The 22,170-nt window shown below is 30.0% G+C and carries 21 protein-coding genes; 3 read left to right on the forward strand and 18 right to left on the reverse strand.

What is annotated here, in order from left to right:
- The 18 genes from ABDJ34_RS02510 to ABDJ34_RS02595 form a co-directional block, all read right to left on the reverse strand.
- A partial coding sequence (locus ABDJ34_RS02510; RefSeq protein ID WP_412701425.1) for a leucine-rich repeat protein occupies positions 1-1,222 on the reverse strand: 1,222 nt, incomplete at its 3' end.
- Positions 1,223-1,251: 29 nt separating this feature from the next.
- A complete protein-coding gene (locus tag ABDJ34_RS02515; protein ID WP_002838952.1) occupies positions 1,252-1,509 on the reverse strand; it encodes a hypothetical protein in 258 nt (85 codons plus the stop codon).
- A gap of 17 nt (positions 1,510-1,526) precedes the next feature.
- The gene (locus ABDJ34_RS02520) at positions 1,527-4,493 is read right to left on the reverse strand and encodes a C40 family peptidase (protein ID WP_412701253.1); all 2,967 of its coding nucleotides are present in this window, start codon (positions 4,491-4,493) and stop codon (positions 1,527-1,529) included.
- A gap of 9 nt (positions 4,494-4,502) precedes the next feature.
- Positions 4,503-5,468 carry a DNA-methyltransferase gene (locus ABDJ34_RS02525; protein WP_412701254.1) on the reverse strand — a complete coding sequence of 322 codons (966 nt, stop codon included), beginning with the start codon at positions 5,466-5,468 and terminating at the stop codon, positions 4,503-4,505.
- A complete protein-coding gene (locus ABDJ34_RS02530) occupies positions 5,440-7,935 on the reverse strand; it encodes a VirB4-like conjugal transfer ATPase, CD1110 family (RefSeq protein ID WP_412701255.1) in 2,496 nt (831 codons plus the stop codon). Before ABDJ34_RS02530 ends, ABDJ34_RS02525 begins: the two co-directional genes overlap by 29 nt.
- Positions 7,932-8,270, reverse strand: a complete 339-nt coding sequence (locus ABDJ34_RS02535; RefSeq protein ID WP_002838958.1) for a PrgI family protein — start codon at positions 8,268-8,270, stop codon at positions 7,932-7,934. Before ABDJ34_RS02535 ends, ABDJ34_RS02530 begins: the two co-directional genes overlap by 4 nt.
- On the reverse strand, positions 8,270-8,527 hold the full coding sequence (locus ABDJ34_RS02540) for a hypothetical protein (protein WP_048951842.1): 258 nt from the start codon (positions 8,525-8,527) through the stop codon (positions 8,270-8,272). The genes ABDJ34_RS02535 and ABDJ34_RS02540 overlap by 1 nt, the downstream gene beginning before the upstream one ends.
- Before the next feature lie 17 nt (positions 8,528-8,544).
- Positions 8,545-9,408 carry a VirB6/TrbL-like conjugal transfer protein, CD1112 family gene (locus ABDJ34_RS02545; protein ID WP_035110169.1) on the reverse strand — a complete coding sequence of 288 codons (864 nt, stop codon included), beginning with the start codon at positions 9,406-9,408 and terminating at the stop codon, positions 8,545-8,547.
- A 1-nt stretch (position 9,409) separates the two neighbouring features.
- The gene (locus ABDJ34_RS02550; protein WP_002838961.1) at positions 9,410-9,625 is read right to left on the reverse strand and encodes a Maff2 family mobile element protein; all 216 of its coding nucleotides are present in this window, start codon (positions 9,623-9,625) and stop codon (positions 9,410-9,412) included.
- Positions 9,626-9,949 carry a hypothetical protein gene (locus tag ABDJ34_RS02555; RefSeq protein WP_002838912.1) on the reverse strand — a complete coding sequence of 108 codons (324 nt, stop codon included), beginning with the start codon at positions 9,947-9,949 and terminating at the stop codon, positions 9,626-9,628. It lies immediately after the preceding gene.
- A 190-nt stretch (positions 9,950-10,139) separates the two neighbouring features.
- Positions 10,140-11,003 (reverse strand): Abi family protein, encoded by an 864-nt coding sequence (locus tag ABDJ34_RS02560; RefSeq protein WP_412701256.1) that lies wholly within the window; start codon positions 11,001-11,003, stop codon positions 10,140-10,142.
- A 155-nt stretch (positions 11,004-11,158) separates the two neighbouring features.
- Positions 11,159-12,961, reverse strand: a complete 1,803-nt coding sequence (locus ABDJ34_RS02565) for a VirD4-like conjugal transfer protein, CD1115 family (RefSeq protein WP_412701257.1) — start codon at positions 12,959-12,961, stop codon at positions 11,159-11,161.
- A 44-nt stretch (positions 12,962-13,005) separates the two neighbouring features.
- On the reverse strand, positions 13,006-13,212 hold the full coding sequence (locus ABDJ34_RS02570) for a hypothetical protein (protein ID WP_049555303.1): 207 nt from the start codon (positions 13,210-13,212) through the stop codon (positions 13,006-13,008).
- Positions 13,213-13,409: 197 nt separating this feature from the next.
- A complete protein-coding gene (locus ABDJ34_RS02575; protein ID WP_270598251.1) occupies positions 13,410-13,901 on the reverse strand; it encodes a PcfB family protein in 492 nt (163 codons plus the stop codon).
- Between the two features lie 14 nt (positions 13,902-13,915).
- Positions 13,916-14,773 carry an ATP-binding protein gene (locus ABDJ34_RS02580; protein WP_412701258.1) on the reverse strand — a complete coding sequence of 286 codons (858 nt, stop codon included), beginning with the start codon at positions 14,771-14,773 and terminating at the stop codon, positions 13,916-13,918.
- 14 nt (positions 14,774-14,787) lie between these two features.
- Positions 14,788-15,765: a replication initiator protein A gene (locus tag ABDJ34_RS02585; RefSeq protein WP_412701259.1), complete on the reverse strand. Its 978-nt coding sequence runs from the start codon at positions 15,763-15,765 to the stop codon at positions 14,788-14,790.
- 667 nt (positions 15,766-16,432) lie between these two features.
- A complete protein-coding gene (locus ABDJ34_RS02590) occupies positions 16,433-16,723 on the reverse strand; it encodes a CD1845 family protein (RefSeq protein WP_395464576.1) in 291 nt (96 codons plus the stop codon).
- 43 nt (positions 16,724-16,766) lie between these two features.
- Complete coding sequence (locus tag ABDJ34_RS02595; RefSeq protein ID WP_412701260.1) at positions 16,767-17,966, reverse strand: ABC transporter transmembrane domain-containing protein; 1,200 nt, start codon at positions 17,964-17,966, stop codon at positions 16,767-16,769.
- A gap of 206 nt (positions 17,967-18,172) precedes the next feature.
- On the opposite strand from ABDJ34_RS02595, the gene pdxR reads away from it, so the two are divergent.
- The 3 genes from pdxR to ABDJ34_RS02610 all read left to right on the forward strand — a co-directional run bounded on the left by pdxR (position 18,173) and on the right by ABDJ34_RS02610 (position 22,158).
- Positions 18,173-19,552, forward strand: coding sequence for a MocR-like pyridoxine biosynthesis transcription factor PdxR (gene pdxR / locus ABDJ34_RS02600; protein ID WP_412701261.1), 1,380 nt, complete (start codon positions 18,173-18,175; stop codon positions 19,550-19,552).
- Positions 19,553-19,610: 58 nt separating this feature from the next.
- Entirely contained in the window at positions 19,611-21,050 is a 1,440-nt protein-coding gene (locus tag ABDJ34_RS02605; RefSeq protein WP_412701262.1) for an aminoacyl-histidine dipeptidase, read from the forward strand.
- Positions 21,051-21,186: 136 nt separating this feature from the next.
- Complete coding sequence (locus ABDJ34_RS02610; RefSeq protein ID WP_412701263.1) at positions 21,187-22,158, forward strand: hypothetical protein; 972 nt, start codon at positions 21,187-21,189, stop codon at positions 22,156-22,158.
- Positions 22,159-22,170: the final 12 nt, after the last annotated feature.

Genomic DNA, 22,170 nt, shown 5'->3' on the forward strand with positions numbered 1-22,170 from the left:
TCTTTTCTTTCTCAGCTTCTAACTCCCATTTTGTAGATGAATAATCTTCTTTTAGTTTTGCATTTTCATCTTGTAATCTTTTTAATTCATCTTTAAGCTGAGTAATTTCTGCTATTAGTTCATCATTGTTAGAGTTTTTAAGATCCTCAATTTCTTTATTCAATTGAGCAATCTTATTATCTTTATCTCTAATTTCTTCTTCTAGCTTTGCTTTTTCTAGTTTTAGTTTCTCTCCATTATCTTTGCAAGATTCTAACTTTCCCTTTAATTCATCTATCTTTGATTGGTCTTTTTGTTTTTTATCATTTAAGTCTTTGATCTGATTTTCTAAATCCTTAATGTTTTTGGTTAAATCATCAATCTTATTGTCCTTTTCATCAACATCTTGCCCTGTTAAATCTGTTTGAGTATCAATGGAATATTTATTTGGATTGTAAATAGTCATCTTTCCTTGATACATATCATTGTTATGATCAAATTCAAGTTCTACACTATCTACATTCTTATCAAAGACAAACTCTCCATTTTCAAACCTTAATCCATTAGGTATAAATTTAAATCCTTGATTTCCGTTGAAACCAAAATGATTTTCGTAAAATGGATTTTGTTTTGGTCTATATTCAACTTCTTGATTATGGAATACTCCCTTACTGTTAATATTTGGATTGCCTAAAACTTTTATAGTGTGCAATTTATTTCTTGAAAAAGCATACTGTTCAATTGTCTTCACAGACTTCGGTATAGTTATTTCTTGGAGGTTATTTCTTTCAAAAGCATTATGTTCAATATTTACCAAAGAATCAGGTAAAGTCACTTCTCTAAGTCCACAATTGAAAAATGCTAAACCACCAAGATAAGTTAGACTATTTGATAGTTTTACTTCATCTATACTTGCTTCATAAAAGGCAGCATAACCTAAATGCTTAACAGAATCAGGAATAATTACTTTATCCCAATGTTTTCCACGTCCAAATTCTCTTTTATATCTAAGTTCATCGTTTGAATGACTTAAAGAATAATTTCCATTTATAGATTTCGTTCCTTCAGGAAATACTAGAATATTTGTCTTCTCTTTCTTTTCTAAGCCCTTATCACTAAAGGCAATTATATTTCCCTCAGAGGAATACATAAAATCATCTTCCGTCCACTCCACCTTATCATCTGTTTTTGCATATACAGGACTTACAGCAACTATATTCACTAGACTTACAAGTAGCATCATTACAGCTAAAATCCCACTGGTTATTTTTTTCATAAATTTTCCTCACTTTCATTTGTATCTTTTCTTTTAAGTTCTTGTCTTTCTCTATTTTCTTCTTCCTTATTTTTTCTAACAATAAATAAAAATTCATCAAGAGATATTTTTCGACTTCGAAATTCCTTGATGACCTCTAAATTTTCTATTTCTTCTTGTTCCTCTGCTAATAACTGAAGTTCTATTTCAATTTCTTCTTTTTTCTTTCTTAAATTCTTCTGTTTTTCTATGTTTCTGATTAATTTTTTATTCATAGATTTTTACTCCCCCCTTATTTTGGTCTACCAAAGGAATAGAAGTGATTTTTCCAATACCTTGAGTTTATACTGGTATATTGGATAGGATCTCCTGCATGGAGCATCATTCCATTTCCGGCATATATTCCTACGTGAGAAATTGGCGTACCAGAATTATATGTGCCTTTAAAGAAAATAATATCCCCAGGTTTTGCCTCGCTTGGAGATATTGGATTACAATAATTTTTATAAATTTGCCAAGCTGTTGTCCTTGGCATTCTTTTTACACCAGACTTTGTATAAGACCAACATACAAATCCTGAACAGTCAAAATTACTAGGTCCGCTTGCGCCAAACACATATCTTTTCCCTATGTGTTTTTCTGCTTCACTAAATAATTGTTTTACTGTAATATCATCAAATTCAATTCCTGGATTTCCAAAGTTTGGATTGTCTATAATCTCTCCCAAGTTCCCATAGCTTGATCCAAAATATCCACTCATATTTCCCTGACTATCAAGTAAAGCTAAATAATGAGCCATATTTGTTTCATAGTTTGCAAATTCTTCTCTTGCTATTTCATCAATGCTTTTCTTTTTTATAGTTAAGGTTAGAATTCTATAGGTATATGGATTTCCTTCACTGTCATATTTTGTAATAGACTTTGAAGTATATTTTTTCTCATACATTTGATTAAATAGTTTTTTTAATTCCTTTTGTATCTCTTCAGCTGACTTAATCTCTCCATATCTTGCTGTTAAATAGCTAAAAAGCTCGTGTAGATCATGACCAACAGAATCTCCTTTTATATGATATTCATCATAATTTGGATAATTTTCTTTAATACTATCTATTTCATCTTGTAATGCATATTCATAACTTGTAAATTCATTATTAATATCCATTAAAACTTCTTCTTTTGATAGATAGCTTGTAGCTATAACATTACTTGTTAATCCTGAAGTAAGACTGCCAACATTGCTAATTCCTTGAAATAGCATAAAAAAAAGTCCTAAAATACAAAGGGCAATTAAAATTTGCTTATATCCTTTGTTTTTTAAAACTTCCAATGTTTTCTTTCCAATATTAGCGAAAGATTTCTTTATTCTTTTTACTAAACCTTCCCCGTGTTTCTTCCTAAAATCTCTCTGAAACTTCTTTTTCATAAAAAATCGATTCAATTTATTAGAGTTTTGATAATTTTTAGTCTTCTTCAATTCTTCAAAATTTCTTTGAAAGAGGAGTTTACTTTCTTTCTTATAAATTTTTCCTTCTAAAGATTTTATTTTTCTTTGAGTTTTTAAAGGTTTTTTTCTTCTAAAATGGCTAATTTCTCTGCCAATAGCTTCGGTAGTTCTACTAAGCTTATAAGCAGCGTTAACGCCTGCATTATCATCTTTCCCACTATATAGATAGTTTGCCGTCATAGCACTTGCAAAAATAATAGGTTTTTCTATACCCGCTTTTTTCGAATTTTTCTTATCCTTAATTAACTCTTTTTCCTTTTTATTCTTTTTCTCATATAGTTTTGATATTTTATCTTCCTTTTTATAAAACTTATCTTTTTCTCTCTTGTTATCTTTTTTAGAATGAAATTTTGTTTTATTTTTTGTGTCTACCTTATTTTCTTCAGATACATTTTTAGAATCCTGTACTTCTTTTTTTGTCCTAGTGTATTCTTTCTTTGGATCAAAATTGCTTTTCTTTATAGTATTATCAAAAGCGTCTTTTGTTTGTATTTTCTTTCCCTTGTTTTTATTAGAAATTTCACTATGATTTAAATCAAGTTTATCTACTTCAAGGTTCTCATTTTTTCTTGCGTTTTTTTCCTGTTTGAATATTTCTTTTTTAGTGCCTATTTTTTCTTGATTCTTTTTATTTATATTATATTTATCTTTATTTTTTTCAGATTCACTTTTAAATCCTTTAGATAGGCTATCCTGTCTAAATTTCCCACTAGAAACCCTACCCATTAGCATATTTTTTTCTTCTAAATTTCTAACTTTGCCTTTGAAATATTTGCTATTTTGTTTTTTATTAGTATTCAGGTCTTTAATTATTTTTTTATCTTCTTCATTTGCCTTATATGATAGACCTTTTCTTCTAAACTTCCCATTTAAAGATTTTAATTCTACTTTTTCCCCTTTATCCTTAAACTGACTTTGAGATTGATAAAGTTTTTTTAAGGTATTTTTTTGAAAGCTTTCTTTCCCTTTCTTACCAAGAATAGAATAACCATCCCATTTTTTTCTTTGCACATTAGAAGATGGTAAATACTTATAGTCATCTCTTGTGTTCCTATATGATACATTGCTATCACTAAAGTTCATGTCATAGCGATCTATGACACCATCATTATCTGAGTCCTGCGATAAGGGATCATATGTTGAACTTACCTCTATATTAAAATTCTTATCTTCTTCTTTTCTAAATCTCCTTATTTTTTTCTCTTGCACGCCATTAAAACTTTCACTCTCAACGTTTTTCTTCCATTTTAAATTACTATTCCCCTTGTAATTTTTTTGGGGAGAAGTGCTACTTTTTAAATTAGAGCTAGTTGAATTTGGTCTATCATTAAAATCTTCTTTAAAGTTACTTAGCCTGTATTCTGTTTCTTGCCCGTAATATTCACCATATCTACTTTCCTCATTTTCTTCCATTTTTCTATGCTGCTGTTGCGAATATTCTGGCTGATATTCATTATGATAGAAAGTTTCTGAAAATTTTTCCTCATGGTTTTTTCTTTGTCTTCTTCCTCTATTTGACTTATCTTTTTCGTTGAGTAAATCCTGACTATTTTCTTGCAAATGAGATGAATAATACTTGGAGTTTTCATCATTATTGTCTATGTTATTCCTGCTTTTTACTTTATTAATTTCTTTTTTTGAAAAATCTGATGTTCTCTCTGTACTACTGAATTTTTCATTGCTTTCTTCTTTCTTTTCTGATATAAGTTTGGTCTTTGGTACATCTCTTGGGTTTACTTTCCCTTTCTTTTTCATATTTACCTCCTATTTCATATTTTTCTCTATCCTTTCTTTAGCTATTTGACAGTAGTCTTTGTTTATGTCAATTCCAATATATTCTCTGTCCATCCTAATAGCTACCATTCCAACAGTTCCTGAACCCATAAAAGGATCAAGAATTAAGCCTTTTTTAGGACATCCTGCTTTTATACAAAGTTCTACCAGTTTTGGTGGAAATACCGCATAGTGTTTTCCTTTAAACGCACTGGTGTTAATAGTCCAAATATCTCTATTGTTTCTAAACTTAGGGACATTATCTCCTATATATTCTCCATACTCTCTTGCTTCATTTATGCTCTGTCTTTTAGCTCCTGTGCCTTCTTGTAAATACTTATTATTATTTCCCCTTGCCCTCATATATCTTTTTTTGCTTATTTCTTTTATTGGTTCTTTCATAGCGTCAAAGTTATAGAAATACTTTCTTGCTTTTGATAGTAGGAAGATATGTTCATAGGATCTTGATGGTCTATCTCTACAAGACTCAGGCATGGCATTTTCCTTATGCCAAATAATATCACTTCTTAAATACCAACCGTCCTCTCTTAATTTTAAAGCTAGTTGCCAAGGTATCCCCATTAAGTCTTTTGCCTTGTAGCCACTGAGTTTTTCTGTAATAGACTCTTTTTGACCACTTCTTCCTTCTGTGTTTTTAGGATCTTTATATTCTTTTTTGCTTCTTGTGCCTGCATAAGAATCTCCAATAACTATCCAAAGTGTTCCTTCTTTTTTTAATACTCTTTTTACTTCTCTAAAGACTTCAATTAATTTATTTAAATATTCCTCCGGACTTTCTTCTCTTCCAATTTGTCCTTCTGCTTTATAATCTCTAAGTCCATAATATGGAGGAGATGTAATACAGCAATCAAATGTTTTATCTGGAAATTCCTTTAGAGCAGAAATTGCATCTAAATTAATAATATAGTTAGTTTTTAACTTCTCTCTGTCTATCAATTTCTATCCCTTCCTTTAATTCTTCTGGTTTAGTTGTCATTAACTTATACAATTTTGTATCTTTAGGGAATCTATCTACAAAAGGTACTATTGTGTTTCCGTAGAATAGTAATCCCTCTCCCTCATTGGAATTTGTTACGTAGGATAACTGATAAAGAGATATATTTAACTTGTTCGCTAAAATTTCCCTATCACCACTAGCTTGATTAAGCATTAAGATAAAATCTGTGTTATCAAATATATTTTCTATTTCAGGACTGGCTAAAAGGTCCTTTACATTTTGTGTTAATCCTGTTGGAATCCCACCCCATTTTCTAAATCTTTTCCAGATTTCTATGGAATATGAAGCTGTTTGTTCTTCTCTTAAAAGCAAATGGAATTCGTCACAGTAATATCTGGTTTCCTTCTTATTCCTATTAATAGTTACTCTGTTCCATACTTGATCTTGAACAATTAACATACCTATTTTTCTAAGTTGCTTTCCTAATTCCTTAATGTCATAGCAAAGAATTCTATTGCCTGTATCTACATTAGTCCTATGGTTAAATACATTAAGACTACCTTTGACATAAATTTCCATTTCTACTGCTAATTTTTTCCCTACCTTTTCTTCTTGTTTTAAAAGTAAATTATATAAATCTTCTAAAATTGGCATATTTTCAGGAATAGGATTGTCGAAGTAATTCTTATATAATATTGGAAGGCATCTATCAATTACTGAAGTTTCTTCTGCACTTAACCCTTCCTTTCCTACTACAAGTTCAAACAGTGAAAGAATAAAGTCAGACTTTAAAGATAAGGGATTGTCTTCATCGGCATAGTCTACATTTATATCCAACGGGTTTATATAATCCTTACTTGTTGGCGATATTTTTATAACTTCTCCGCCTAGTGCCTTAGTTAAATTTCCATACTCCCCTTCCGGATCACATATAATGATGTCATCTTGTGTGATTAAAAAAGCATTGGTAATTTCTCTTTTAGCCGAAAAAGATTTACCACTACCAGGCGTTCCAAGTATTAAACCGTTTGGATTCTTTAAAAGCTTTCTATCCGTCATAATAATGTTACGACTTAAAGCATTTAATCCGTAGTATAAGCTCTCTCCTTCTAAGCACAGCTCTTCTGTTGTAAAAGGAATAAAGACTGCTGTAGAGCTAGTTGTAAGTCCTCTTTTTATTTCGATTTCATTTTTTCCAAGTGGCAGGGAGGAAATTAGTCCTTGTTCCTGTCTATAGTTAAGATTTTTCAATACACAATTATGTCTACCTGCTATTGAATTTAGTTGAAAAATTATATTACTCAATTTCTTTCTACTTTTTTCCATATTTGTAAACAAAATAGTTATGACAAACATTCTCTCATTATGATTTTGAAGTTCTACTAACAGTTTCTTAGCATCATTACCATAGGTAATTAAATCGCTTGGAAGAATATCAATATCATATCCTGATCTTATAGCCTTCTTATTTTCTTCAATTTTCATTTTATCCAAGTCCGTTATTTTTCTTTTAATCATCTTTATAGCTTCTGTTTGATCAATGGAATTCATATGAAATGTTACAATCATATTTTCTTCAACCCCTAAAAATTCTGATAATAATCTATCTGATAATTCAGGTGCTAGAATTTGCAGAAAGTTTACTTCTCCAAAGTATTCTCCAATTTTAAATTGATTGTGAGATGAAAAGTTAAATGATGCTGGTACTATATAATCCTTAGTAGATAGTCCACTATATTTTAGGTCTTCAAAGGAAAAAACAAAATTCTTATTCGGATTTAAGATATCGTGAATAACCTTTAACCTTTCATATCCACTTAATACATAAGCTTTTACTCCCATCTGCTTAAAGTTATTTAATATATCCATTTCCATTCTTTCAAGTCTTGTAGTTGCCTCTTTTAAATCTTGTGCTTGTAAGCTAAAGGTGATATACATATATTTAGTAAGTCCATTATTTCCTTTTTGACTCTGATTTTTTAGCATTTCCCTGTACTCTTTTCGTATTTCATTATATGAATCGTTTCTATCCGGAACATTGATGTTTTTTTCTACTTCTTCATTTTTTCCTATGCGATTAATATATGAAAGTTCTATATCAACACTTGGATCAAAATAGTTTAAAAAACTTGAAAATTCATTAAATATACTTTCCTTATCTTCTTCTGTTGAAAGCTGGTAGTTAATATCTAAAAAACGTATCATTTTATTAAATTTGTTCTTCTCAACTTGGCAAATCCCATTTCTCAACATTCTTAAATAAGGAATTGTTTCCTGAACGCTCTTTTTCTTCTTCCCACCAAAAAAGGAAAGCTTCTTTTTGGGCTTTCCTTTTTCTTTAGAAATATTTGCTTTTTTCATCTTTTTTTGACTTATACTAATGCTTTTTAAATCTTCTTTTTGTTTTTTTAAATTCCTTTTTTCTTGATTTAATTTTTTCTGTTGTTTTTTCTGTATTTGATTCATTTACTCCTTTCCTTTCTTTGTTTCTTTATATCATAAATACATTCTGTCTTGTATATCCTTATACTTGTCTGTCTTTTCTTATCTATAATATACTTTAAATATTTTTCAAAATAGATCCCGTCCTTTTCATAAAGAGTTGCAAATATTATAGGAAAAGACACACCTATCATAATTAACATAGATAGGTCATTAGGCAGCACTTTTTTTACCATTAAATATACTGGAAAGCCTATTAGACCTGCAATTGTAAAGCCAATTAATTGTCTTTTTGTTAGATTTAGAGCTACCTTTGTTTTTACTTTTGTTAAGTCCTTTGGGACATTTACATAAGCCATTATTCTAAACCCTCTAAGTAAAAGCCATATATATCTTCTCTGTTCAAATCTTCTAATGATTTTCCCATATTCACTGCTATTTCTAAGACTTTTTCATTCGTTTCTTCTCTATTATCTAAAACTTCCAATGTTTTTCTTATAATCATTCTATTTTGTATTTCTCTTGTAATATATCCCCCTATTAAAATTATTGGGAGTCCTATTGTTCCAAGTGTTTTTAAATTAATTTTTTTGTCCTTTTTTCTTCTAATTTTCATCATCTTCTCCTTTTTTATTAATGAGCATTTAAAATTGATTTTGCAATACTTCCTGATTTCATCATAGTTATACCAAGTATTAAGGTGTATCCTAGTAATTCAAAAATACTTTTGTGTATGTCTGATATATTTAAAGTCTTAACAAGTACGGCATAAATTCCTACGCATATAAGTAAGAATAAACCTTGCAAGCCAAGTGCGAAGAGCCCTCTTATATAGTTTGTTCCAATACTTCCCCATTCTTTATTACCCATTGTGGCAAAAGGTATGGCGCAAACTGAAGTATAAATATATATTTCTATCATCCTGCCGTATAGAATAACTGTAATGAGTATTGATATCCCTTGAATTATCATCTTTACAATTGCTGTCTCTAGTACTATAGTCATTAATTTTCCTATTGACTCTCCTTTTAGGCTATCTACCATATTAGCTATATCACCTGGAGAAACTTTTGCACTAGCATTTGCCACACCTGCTGCCTTTCCTATTAAATTCTGTGCCACATCAAAGACCGCCATTGAAAACTCAAAAGCATGAGATACAAGCCATACAGCAATCCACATCTTGATGATGTACTTAAAAAATTCAAAGGTATCCGTATCATGCATATTATTTTTGTTCATTACCATTTGAATTAATTCAATACATAGTACAGCCGTTATGATAAGACCTGCTATGGGAAGTATAACATTTTCTGAAATGGATTTTATGAAGTGAAAAACCTCCGAGTTCCATCCACTCGGAGTCTTTCCTACCTCATTTGCTATCGTTGATACTTTGTCATTTATATCAAGGAGCATTCCGCTTAAATTTTCCTTGATCATATCAATAAGTATCTCCGAAAAAAACTCTTTGATCTTATCTACTATATTAAACATTTTATTTTAACACGTTTGCTAATAGCGGTATTAGTTTTAAACCTATGAGTACAATTCCCCCTCCAGCCATAAGCTGCTTAATACCTTGAGATTTAGCACCAGGGTTGTCATTCCCATAACCTTCCATCAGGTTGATAACACCCCATGCTCCAAGCCCTGCACCAATTGCTGTAACTAATATTTTTAATACATTTACTGCTTGTGTAAAAAATTCCATTTATATTTCCTCCTCTTTTTCTTCTTTTTCAATTTTATTTATGTGCTTTACGATAAAATTTTTAAATGTCTTGTCTTCTTTTTTTGTTTCCTTAAAATATCCAAAAATATGGATGTATTCTCCACTTTTAAATTCCTTCACACTTTTTGCCTTTTCTCCGTAGAGATTACAGTAGATATATTCTTTTTTAACCTTTCCTTCTTCTTTGTTCTTTCTAACTATTGTGAAGTTAGCTACTTCTTTTTCTCCTTCCTTTGTATCTATTGCAGTTGTTTTTATTTCTCCTACTAGATTTCCATTAATATTTAGCATTTCTCTTTCCATTTGTTCTATCTCCTTTATTCCATAAAAAAAGCGATAGTTTTCTCTATCGCTTCTACTTCTAATTAATTAATATTTCATTTTTCTCTGTATCTTATTTTTTCGGCTCATCTCGTATATATTTCATTCTTCCTCCTTTGGGCATAAAAAAACACCGAAATGTTTTTTTCGGTGTAAATTTCTCTATTTAATTTTATGGTTTTAGTAATTCTTTCCAGTTTTCTATAAAGCCAACATGCCTTAGTTCAATATTTTCATATCTTGCTATTAGTTCCGTTAGATCATGATAAAATTTTTTGTAATTTTCTTCTTCAGAAACTATTTTAAGATTTACTAATGTAGCAAATATTGTGTTGTTTGAAATATTCTTTTTTAAATATTCTTTATATAGCTTTGGTGATTTTGTAAGCTTTGCTCCATATAGCCTGCCATAATGGGCACATATATTTCTTATATAGGCAAAATTTTCTATCCAAGATTCAAAGTAATGGTAGTCTGTATGAAAGACTTTTGCAATTTTACTTTTATCTTCATTTTTCATATTCTTATACATTTTAGATAAAGTTCCAAAACTTGCTACTTCTATCACTGCATATAGCGGAATTTCTCCACCTTCATAATTGTCTTTAAAGTTTTTTATAAATGGTGAGCGTCTATTTCTTTTAACTTCCCTTGCTAATTCTTCTAGTACCCTTTCTTGTTCCTTTTGTTTCTCAAAATTATCCATATCTTTATATGAAAAGTTCCCATATCTTAAAGAAAAATAGTTTGTGATAACTGCTCTTAAAGAAACTTCAATATGCTCTATTGTTTCAAATATAAGCTGTCTAAGTTCTCTATCAAATTTATATAAACTTACAATATCTTCAAAACTTATTCCTGATATATATCTTCCATCTTTTTTTAATGTGATACTATAAGCTTTAATCAGCCTGTAATAGGATATTCTTCCAAGAATTTTCTTAGCATAAGTTTTATCTTCTACTAAAAGTCCTAAGTCTATTAAGTTTTTTACTTGATTTTCTATAGTAATCGGTTCTTGATGAATTTTTTTCATTTTTTCTCCTAAAATCAAATGACCCGACTTGGTCCGCATTGTTAAGAGGCGTGTCGGGTACTGTTGACATTATTATATGTTATAAAATATTTTTTGTCAAGTATTTTCTTTTAATCTTTCCTAATATCTATCTTACTTCTTATTTAATTTTAAATTTATTCATCTAATATTTCAACTACCATACTTTCTTTTAACTTAACCTCATCTTTTCTCTGTAGGTATTTCTCTATGTCAAATATATTTCTCTTGTCATAATCTTCAAGGAACTTATAATTCTTATGTTTGGTTATGTCAAATTTATCTGAAAGAAATGGTCTAACTCCTCTTAATTGGTAGATACATTTCCCACCATCCATTACAGTTATTTCATCTTGACTCATTAATTCTTTTCCAGTTTTTTGATAGTTTAAACCAAAACTCTTTTGATTTGATCTTGTTTCTGATGTGTTATATAGGTCTATTGTTTCTTTTCCCAAACTTTCAGATAATTCTTTTAATGTTGTTTTTTCTTTTCCTCCTAGAAAGAGTGTTGAGTCACAATTGCCAACTATAGTATCGGCATTATCTTTATAGATGCTTTTTAGTTGTGATTGTGCTTGTAATATTATACAAGCTGATATTTCTCTACTTCTAATAGTTGCAATAAGCTTTTCAAATTTAGGAATTAAGCCGATATTTGCAAATTCATCAAGTAGGCATCTCACATGAACTGGAAGTCTTCCGCCGTATTCGTCATCTGCTTTATCACATAATAGATTAAATAATTGTGAGTACATTATTGATACTACAAAGTTAAATGTATCATCTGTATCTGATATTATAACGAATAAAGCTGTTTTCTTTTCTCCAAGTGTATCAAGCTCCAGTTCATCTTCTTTCATAAGATCCCTTAATTCTTCAATATCAAAAGGAGCAAGCCTTGCTCCACAGGATATAAGGATTGATTTGGCAGTTTTTCCTGCTGCAAGTTTGTATTTCTTATATTGTTTTACTGCGAAATGGTTTGGCTTTTCTTTTTCTAATGCTTCAAACATATAGTCTACTGCATTTTTAAAATTTTCATCTTCTTCTCTTACTTCACTTGCATCTATCATAGCAAGTAGAGTTGTAAAGTTCTGTTCTTCTTTAGGAGCTTCATACCAGATATATCCTATAAGTGCTGTGTAATAGAGTTTTTCAGCTTTCACCCAAAAATCCTCAGTTGATTTTTCTCCTTCTCCCTTGGTATTTGCAATTATTGTTTGTACTAATTTCAAAATATCTTTTTCACTTTTCAAGTATGCAAAGGGATTATATCTCATGGATTTTTTAAAGTTTATTGTGTTTAGTATTTTTATCTCATATCCATTTCTTTCCGACATTTTCCCACATTCTAGGACTAATGTTCCTTTTGGATCGGTCACTACATATGAAGAGTGCATTTGCATGAGATTTGGCTTTACAAAGAACCTTGTTTTACCACTACCAGAACCTCCAATTACCAATACATTTTTATTCCTAGCATATTTTGGATTTTTAGGTCTATTGTTCATGGTAAGTCTTTCAGTTTGAGTTAGTAGCACATTGTTTTCAAACTTCCTGTCAATGTATGGCTCAATGTCTTTCTCATTTCCCCATCTTGCCGATCCATATTCTCTGCCCTCTCTAAACTTTTTTGCTTTTTTCTTTTTCTGTATAAGGATTAACTTAATAACTACTGATAGAATTAGACCAGGTATCAGGTTTTTTATTTTTAATGATGGAATATAGTTTAAAGTATCTATTTGACTAAAAGCTACTAGAATTCTATCTATTATATCTCCTCCTATATAAGAGTTGACATGGCTTGTAAAGATATTTCCTATATAAAAAAATAAGAGGTAAGGAAGATTTTCTAATACAAATTTCTTCTTATCTCTTATCTTAAAAACATTTTTTATATCTTTTATTATTTCATTTAGTATTTTCGAATTAATCACTTCCTCTCCATAAAAAAGAGTAGATTTCTCTACCCATTAGTATTTTATTTATCTTTTTTATATCTTATTACTGGAACTTGTTTTATTTTTTTACCTATCTTTTTTCTTTCCAAGACAAACATCATATTTTCATTTCTTTTAAAATATCCTAAATCTTTATGATAACTTATACCACACTTGCAATGTAATAGACCTATAAACTGTTGTCTCATCTTTGAGTTACATATAGGACATATTTTTTTATTTGTCATTTTGAACCACCATTATACTTATATTTTACTTTCAAAGGTATTTTTTAGTTTCTTTCCTAATGCTTCTGTTCTCATTTTTTATCTATAGATAAGAGAAATTCTTCTACTGGATGATTCCAATCTTCTTTTTCATAGTATTCAACAATAAAGCTATTCATGCCTTCTCATCATATATATTATATATCCAAGTGCTTTTATTATAAACTTTGTTCCTGATGCTTATGTTTAACCTTATCTCTGTCAATAGTATCTTTGACTTTATCCTTGAAGTTATTAAGCCTTTCTATTACAGATTTTCTCTTTCTTGACTTATCTTTAGTAAATTTCTGGACTGTCTTCTTAAAAGCTTGTTCCATTACTTTTATATCTTTTGCTTGAAAAAAGATAATGTTGTTTCCATTTTCTAAATCTTTCTTTATGGAAAATTTCACCCCATATCTTTTTAATTCTTTTTTCAATGCTTTTAAGTCTATGTCATTTAATTCTAAGGTTTCTACTTTACCTTTTTTTACAAGGTCTTTTACTTTTACTTTTTTAAATTTTTCTAAGGGTCTTGACTGTTCTATCTGTGCTTTATGTTTATTTATCTCTAATATTTTCTTCATCAAATTTATAACTTGCTTGGCTGTAACTATCCCCGCTTTTTTTACTATGGCTATTGTTCTGCTATTTATATCATCATTTTGCATTCAATCACCTACTTTCATTCTTTTTTTAATATTTCATAGGCTAATTTTGATTTCTCCTTCATTTTTTCTATTCTTCTATTTTCTCCTGTAAATATAATGGGACTGCATATTTCAAGTATCCTTGAGTAAATTCTTTTATCTTTTATAGTTTCAGGATTAGTTAAAGCTGATATATTTAAGTTTGTTGTTATAATCAATGGTTTCCCACTTCTATATCTACTATCTATTATGTTAAAGATATGCTCAGCTGCAAAATCTGTATCTCTTTCCATTCCAAAATCATCAATAATTAATAGTTTCTTATGATTTAGGTTATCTATATACTTACTCTTATCAATCTCAAAGTTAGTCATATCATTTAAAATTACTGAAAAATTTGTCATTTTGACTGATATTTCTTTTTCTAGTAAAGCATTTGCTATAGCACTTGCAAGATATGTTTTTCCACATCCCACATTCCCTGTGAGAATTAATCCTATATTATTTTCATATATTTCATCAAATTTTTCTACATAGTTTTTTGCTACTTTTTCATGCTCACTATCTTTGTCCATATTTTTAAAATTCCAATTTAATAGGATGGGATCAGAAAAACACTCTTTTTTTAAGTGTTCAATTTTTAAAATCCTTTTATTTTCTTTTCTTTTTTCTTCCTCTAATTTTTGTCTTTCTTTTTCACATTGACATAAAATACCAACTTTTTTTATTTCTCCAAAGAAGTCTATTTCTTTTTCAATTGGTGTTTTACATTTTGCACAATATTTTAATCCTGTTTCTTGATCTATATAACTCCTATTTTCTTCATCTTTTGATGGACTATTTGTTTCTACATTTTTTATTTTCTGTTCTAGGATTTCTTTTATTAATTCCATATGCTCCTCTCCTATCAAGTATTTAAAATTTCTCTCCATATATCCTCATCGTTACTATAGTCATAGTTTTCTCTTTTCTGATTTTCTCTCTTTATGACTTCTATATTTCTAATATTTTCATCTGCATTGTATAAGAGAGTCAGTAGATAGGCATTAATGTTTCTAATATCCTTTGGAGCATTTTCTCTTAGGTATTTCAAAACATAGTCTATGTGTTTATAGTTAAGACTTAGAAATTTTTCTTTAAAATTTTCATTGGATATATGCCTCCCTCCTATTTTAATGTTTGTAAAGCTAGTTAAGGATTTTACAAGTACATTTATCATTACATCTACTTGCTTCTTTTCTTCTATTCTTACTTTTTCAAAGGTTTCATAAGATATATTCTTTCTTATAGTTTCTTTTAATTCTTCCTCCTCCAAAGTCTTTTTTGATTTTTCTCCTAGCTTTTCTAAGGGGGATATGGGGGTGATATTATTAAAATCAGTATTATTAGTTTCAGTATTATTAATATTAGTATTATTAGAGTCCTCTTTTGAAACTTCTTGAAGTTTATTTTCTAAACTTCCTGAAGTTTGTTTTTTAAACTTCTTGAGGTTTGCTTTTGAAACTTCTGTAGTTTTATTATTTTCTGTGTAAATAAAGTTCTTTACATAGAGTAAATTTGGCTTTCCAAGTCCTAACCTCTTTTTTTCTAATAATCCTATTTCTTCAATTTCTTTCATTACTTTGACCGACTTATTTCTCCCCCAGTTTAATACTTCCATAATTTCTTCTATGGTATAGATGATGTATACCTTGTTTTCTTCATCTAACCATTTATTCTTAATTGACAAGCTCATTCTATCGAGTAGAATTCCATAAAGAATTTTTGCTTCTACGGATAGTTTTTTAAAATTTAAGTCGGTGAATAAAGTTTTGGGAATCCTAAAAAATGAATATTGTTCTGCTTCATTGCCATAATAGTATTCAAATTTAACTATTTCTTTCATCATAGCCCCCTTTCTTTTCAATCGAGTAGGGGCTATTTAATAGCCCCTCTCACACCACCCGTACGTACCGTTCGGTATACGGCGGTTCAATATTTTCTTGTATAATATTATTTATTACTGATGTATCTATTTAACTTTATTCTTTTTATATCTGAACCTTGAGAGATGAATACGTCATTACTTGTGTTCCATCAAGTCATAGTACATCCTTTTCAAATATTACAATAAATATCGTTCCTCCCTTCGCTCCATTTCCATTACAGAAACTTCTTCGCTACTATGGATTCTGCTGACTTCTCACTATTCGTTGTTACTACTATTTCGCTAGCGAGACCTCACGGGATAAGCTCTAATACTTTCATCGTTTACTTGCAGAATTTACGCCTTGGGTTTACGGTTGTCTTTTGGGTCTTTGTTATCTATAGCTAACTTGCCCACCTTTTACGCCTTGTATTCTGTTCCTGTTCGTCAAGCCACGATTTCGCTATTGCTTCTTCTCTCCTACACGTCGCCGTGTAAAACTTGCAAGTCGCTATGGGATTCGTCGACAACTACGCTCCTTAGGGAATTTCACCCCAGCATTAGAACATGCCCGTCATACTATAAAAAGAGATAGCTTTGATTTTGCTATCTCTTTTTCATCGTTTTAATCTATTTATTTTTATATTTAAATTGCTTTTATTCTTTCATTCACCTCTTCTATCACTTCTATAATAAAATATCCTAGCACTTGTAAACCATAAGGACTAAAAAGATATGCTAGTATAATTGCCTCTATAGCGAGTGCTTTTTCTCCATGATAAACAGATCCCAAAAATCCCATAATAGCGATAAATGAAATCAGTTTGAAAAATATTGTGCTGAGACCTAATACAAACGTTAAAAATAGAATTATGATACTTAACGCTATACTAATAGGAAACAATATGATTTTGAAAAAAACTCTAAATATTATCATATTATCTTCAATCCTTATTACTTATGTTTTCTTTTCTTTTTTGTTAATTTAATAAAAAAGATGACAGACTTAATCCTAAATCGTCTTGTTTAAAAATTTTGTGGAAGCCTTTAAACTTTGATTTTAATGGATTTATTGTATCTGTCATCATTATATCACTGTCCCCACTTCCGCTTTCTCCTACAATAGCATATTTTTTACCCTTTTCAAGATCAAGTGAAATACCTTTTAAAACCTCATTATCTCCATATTTAAACGATAAATCTTTAATAGATATTTGATTGTCTAATTTGAATTTTTCATGCTCTTTTGAATTAGTATTTTTTTTAGCAATCATTTTATCTATTCTCTTCATTTCCATTTCAACAGACTTTATACTAATAACATTAGCTGGAATTGTTGTAACAGGATCAACAATATAATTAGATAATTGAATAATTGCCCCTATTTCCCCTGCTGTTATCAGACCTTTGCTTGACAAATATGTAGCTGTTACAAGTGCAGATACTATCCCAAACATTGATATAAAAAATGAAAATATCATATGAAAAACATTGAATCTGTTGGCAAGAAATAATTTTTTTTGATTTATTTTATTTAACTTTTCAAATAGATTTATAATTTTATCCTCAATTCCAAACGATTTTATTGTTTCAAACCCATCTGTAATTTCTTTTGATTTAGCTATGAATTGTTCATTTTCTCCTATGGAATCCATCCTTAATTTTTGATTTTTCTTATTAAAAATCTGTGGAATTATAAGTGGCAATACAGAACAAACAACAATAATCAAGAAAATTATTTTGTTTATGTACAATAAATAGATACTTGCCCCTATAAATAAAATTGCGTACCTAATATTTTTCAAAAAAGGCATTACAAACATATCTTTTAACTTTGTTGTTGTTTGATTAACAGTATTCAAAAAATCAGACGATAACATTTCTCCTTCATTCAAAACATAACTATCAATTATAGATTTTCTGTAATCTATCATAAAGCTTTTTGCAAAGTTATATGACGATTTATTGACAAGATACGTTCCAAAAGGTTTGGTCACGAAAATAATAATAATTGCCACAACTATAACCCATAAATTAAAATTCGTTTTCCCAACCGCTGCATTTATTAGCTCCTTTGATATATAAGCTGCAGCCAAGTTACAAATCAAACTTACGATAGAAGCTAAGACAACAAGTACAAATTCTTTTTTATACGATTTTACAAGCTTAAATCCATGCATTTAAATAAATCTCCCTTTTATTATTAAAACTCAAATATTTTTGTAATATTTTCTTAAAATTATTATACCACTCAAAAAAAAAAAAAAAAAGAAATGTTTTATTTTTAATTTTTATTAGCTGCTATTCCAGTGTATTCAATTTAAACATTGCGATTTGAACAACTTATTCTTTTTCTTATGTTATACTTAATCCAACGGAGGATTTTATGTTCATAAATTTAAACGACAAAGATTATTTGTATAATCAAATTTACGATTCTATAAAAGAAAAGATTAACACGAAACAATTGAAGACCAATGACAAGCTTCCTTCTATTAGAAAATTATCGAATGAGCTGAATATTTCGATAAATACTGTGTCCAATGCCTATTATCAATTGGAAAAGGAAGGATACATTCGCTCCAGTGAGAGAAGTGGTTTTTTTGTGGAAAAATCCGGTCATATTTTGCAAAACGATGCAAACTTTGATGATGAGGATATGATTGTTGAAGAAAAGAATTCTTACCTGTATGATTTTTCATTTTCAGGTGTTGATAAATCTTGCTTTAAATACAAGCAAATCAGAAAGGCTTTCAGGGATTCAATTAACGAAGATGATGATGCTATTTTGGGTAAGGTCGATGGTTTAGGATTATTTTCTTTAAGATGTTCTATTTCAAATTATTTGAAGGATTTTCGTGAGATTATCGTAAATCCCAACCAAATCGTCGTGAGTTCCGGCAGCAATGAGTTGTTGATTTTGATTAAAAATCTCCTTAACAATCCCGTTTTTGGTTTTGAAAATCCTGGATATGCTTATCACGGAATTGGTTTTTACAATAATTTCAACAGTACGCCGATTGATGTGAATGAGGATGGGATTGATATAGATTTTCTGAATCAAACAGATGCTAGTGTGGTAAGTGTGACTCCTTCTCATCAGTTTCCCACTTCTGCGATTATGCCGATTAATAAGAGGATTGATTTGTTGAATTGGGCTTACGAAAAAAATAATCGCTACATAATCGAAGATGACTACGACGCAGAATTCAAATACAAGCTTCGTCCTATCGCACCTTTGAAGACTTTGGATGTGAATGATAAAGTGATTTACATTGGGAATTTTTCACGTACAGTGACTCCAGCGATGCGTGTGAGTTTTATGGTTTTGCCTAAAAATTTGATGAATAAATTTTATTCTGTGCTAAAATCTGAGAGGTGTCCTGTGTCGATTTTCGTTCAATCTGCACTGTCCAAATTTATCGACAGCGGAGATTTTGAAAAGCAGGTCAATCAAATGAAAAAAGTTTACGCAAAAAAATACGAGATTATTTTTTCAAAAATTAATGGCTGCAAATTCATTGATTTTGAGAAAACTGATTGTGGAACTTCTGTTGTAATCAAGGTAGATAAGAGGATTGATAGTGATGTTTTTTTGAAAACTTTGAGGGAAAAATCAGTGTATGTCATTCCTATCGATGATTTTTATTTGGATAAAAATATGAACACTAATGTGTTTTTGATTGGGTTTGCGAAGATGAGCTACGATGATATCTCTAATGGTATGGATATTATCGTAAATGTTGTAAATAATCTTGTCAATTAGATTACAAAATAATGTAAAAGAGTTATAATAAAGTAAGAAGATATATAGGAGGTTACTCATGCAAAAATATGAAGATTTAGAACCAAAAAAAGTGTTTTATTGGTTCAAACAATTAAACGATATTCCTCGTGGTTCAGGAAACGAAAAGGCTGTTTCAGATTTTTTGGTTAGCTTCGCAAAGGAAAGAGAATTGGAAGTGTACCAAGATTCTCTTAACAATGTTATTATCAAAAAAGAAGCTACAGAAGGTTACGAAAATTCAGAACCTGTTATTTTGCAAGGACACATGGATATGGTTTGCGAAAAAACTGACGATTCAGATCACGATTTCTTAAAAGATTCTATCTCAATGCACGTTAAAGACGGATATGTTTATGCAGATAACACAACTTTAGGAGCAGATGACGGAATCGCTGTTGCTTTTTGCTTAGCTATTTTAGATTCTGATGATGTTTCTCATCCAAAATTGGAAGTTCTTGTAACAATTGATGAAGAACGTGGAATGGACGGTGCAAACGGTGTGACTGCTGAACATTTAAGCGGAACTCGCTTGTTAAACATCGACACTGAAGCTGAAGGAGACTTCATTGTAAGCTGTTCTGGTGGAGCAAATGCTATCACTACTTTCAAAAGCGAAAAATCAGAAGGTTTGTCAAAAGCTATCGAAATTTCTCTTTCTGGTTTGAATGGTGGTCACTCTGGTCTTGAAATCCAAAAACAAAACAAAAACGCCATCAAAGTTATGGCAAGACTTTTGAACAAAGTTGCTTTGGAAATGGATTTTAGATTGCAAGAAATCTCCGGTGGTTCAAAACACAACGCCATCGCTAAGAATGCTCACGCTATTATCACTGTAGATGATTTGGATAAAGCGATGGATATTTTAAACGAAATTGGTGAATATGTTCGTCACGAAGGTAGAAAAACTGATCCTAATTTGGTTTTAGATATTAAAGAAACAGAAAAAACAGAATTTTCTTATTCGAAAGAAACTTCACAATCAATCGTTAAGTTCTTGTATTTGTTAATCAACGATGTTATTTCTACTTCACAAGACATCGAAGGTTTGGTTCAAACAAGTTCTAACGTTGGTATTGTTGAAGCAGATGACGAAAAAATCAAGGTTACTTGTTGTGTAAGAAGTTCTGTAGAAAGTGAACTTCACAATATGTTCGACAAGATCAAATCATTAGCTTATTTGACTCACGGAACTACTGTCATCGAAAAGGAATACCCAGCATGGGAATTCAACACTGATGGAGAATTGGCAAAGGTTGCTCCAGCATTGTACGAAGAAATGACAGGAAAGAAAGCTAATGTAACTGCAATTCACGCAGGTTTGGAATGTGGTTTATTAAAAGGTGTACTTCCAGATTGTGACATGATTAGTTTCGGTCCAGATATCATTGGCGCTCACACTCCATTAGAACATTTGGGAATTGAATCTACTCAAAGAATGTACGATTACACATTAAAATTATTAGAAAAATTAAAATAATATTTTTGATTATAAGCCATTCACATTTATCGTGTGAGTGGCTTTTTTGTAAGTTTAGTTACAATAAGTCTACGATTGCGATTTGTTCAAAATCATTTGTCCAAATCTGTTATAATAATATAGTCAGGGGGAATTTATGAAAAAGAAATTTACATTAGTGTTATTATCACTACTTATGGTAATAACTTTAAGCGCTTGCTCTCAAGCAAAAGAAAAAGTGAGCCTATTAAACGATTTTAGAAAAACAACTGAATGGAAGAATCAATCTTATGAATTTAAAAACGAAACTTCCAAGCTAAAAGAAATCAAAGTCAAAGCAACACAAGACAAAACGACAGGCGTTGCAATGGCAACTGTTACAAGTGATGTAGCTCAATTAGCAGGTCAAGGCAATAATTTGGGAGAACTACACTTCGCAATCCAAGATGGAAAAGCGTATTTGAATTACGATGCATTTGCTAACAATCTTCCACCAAAAATGAAGGAAGCTTTGATTCAAAAAAACTTGTACTTCAATGTTACTCAAATTTTGCAAAAATTAACTGAACAAAATTTCCAGGCTACAACTGTAAGAGATTTCACAGTATTCATGCCACTTTTATCATCTAATACGAAATTCCAAGTTAAAATCGCAAAAGATTTCGTTGTCGACAACAAGGAATTGAAGGTTACAGATGATGGCAACCACAAATACTCTGTGAATTTAACTGGTGAACAATGGGCAAAAGTTATGGAATATTCAAGAAAAACTTTATTGAAAAACTTCAAAGAATACGCCAAACTTGCCAAGGGAAGTGATCTTACAGAACAAGAACAACAAAAAATCCAAGAAATTGAAAACAATCTAAAATCAGACCAATCCAAAAAAGAATTCGAAGACAAAATGAACACATTAAAGACAACTAACAAAGACGATATGTTCAATTTAACATTTGAATTCAAGGACAAATCATACGATGTTAGCTTAAAATCAACTCCAAAATCAAAAGATACTGAAAGCATTAACATCTCACTAAATTCAAAAGAAGATACATCAATCAATAATCCAAAAGTTCAAGTGGATAATGGTCCATTTGAATACATGCAACAATTTTTGAATGTAAAATAGAACTAAAAAAAT

Source organism: Finegoldia dalianensis, assembly GCF_046255015.1.
GTDB classification, from domain to species: Bacteria; Bacillota; Clostridia; order Tissierellales; family Peptoniphilaceae; genus Finegoldia; species Finegoldia magna.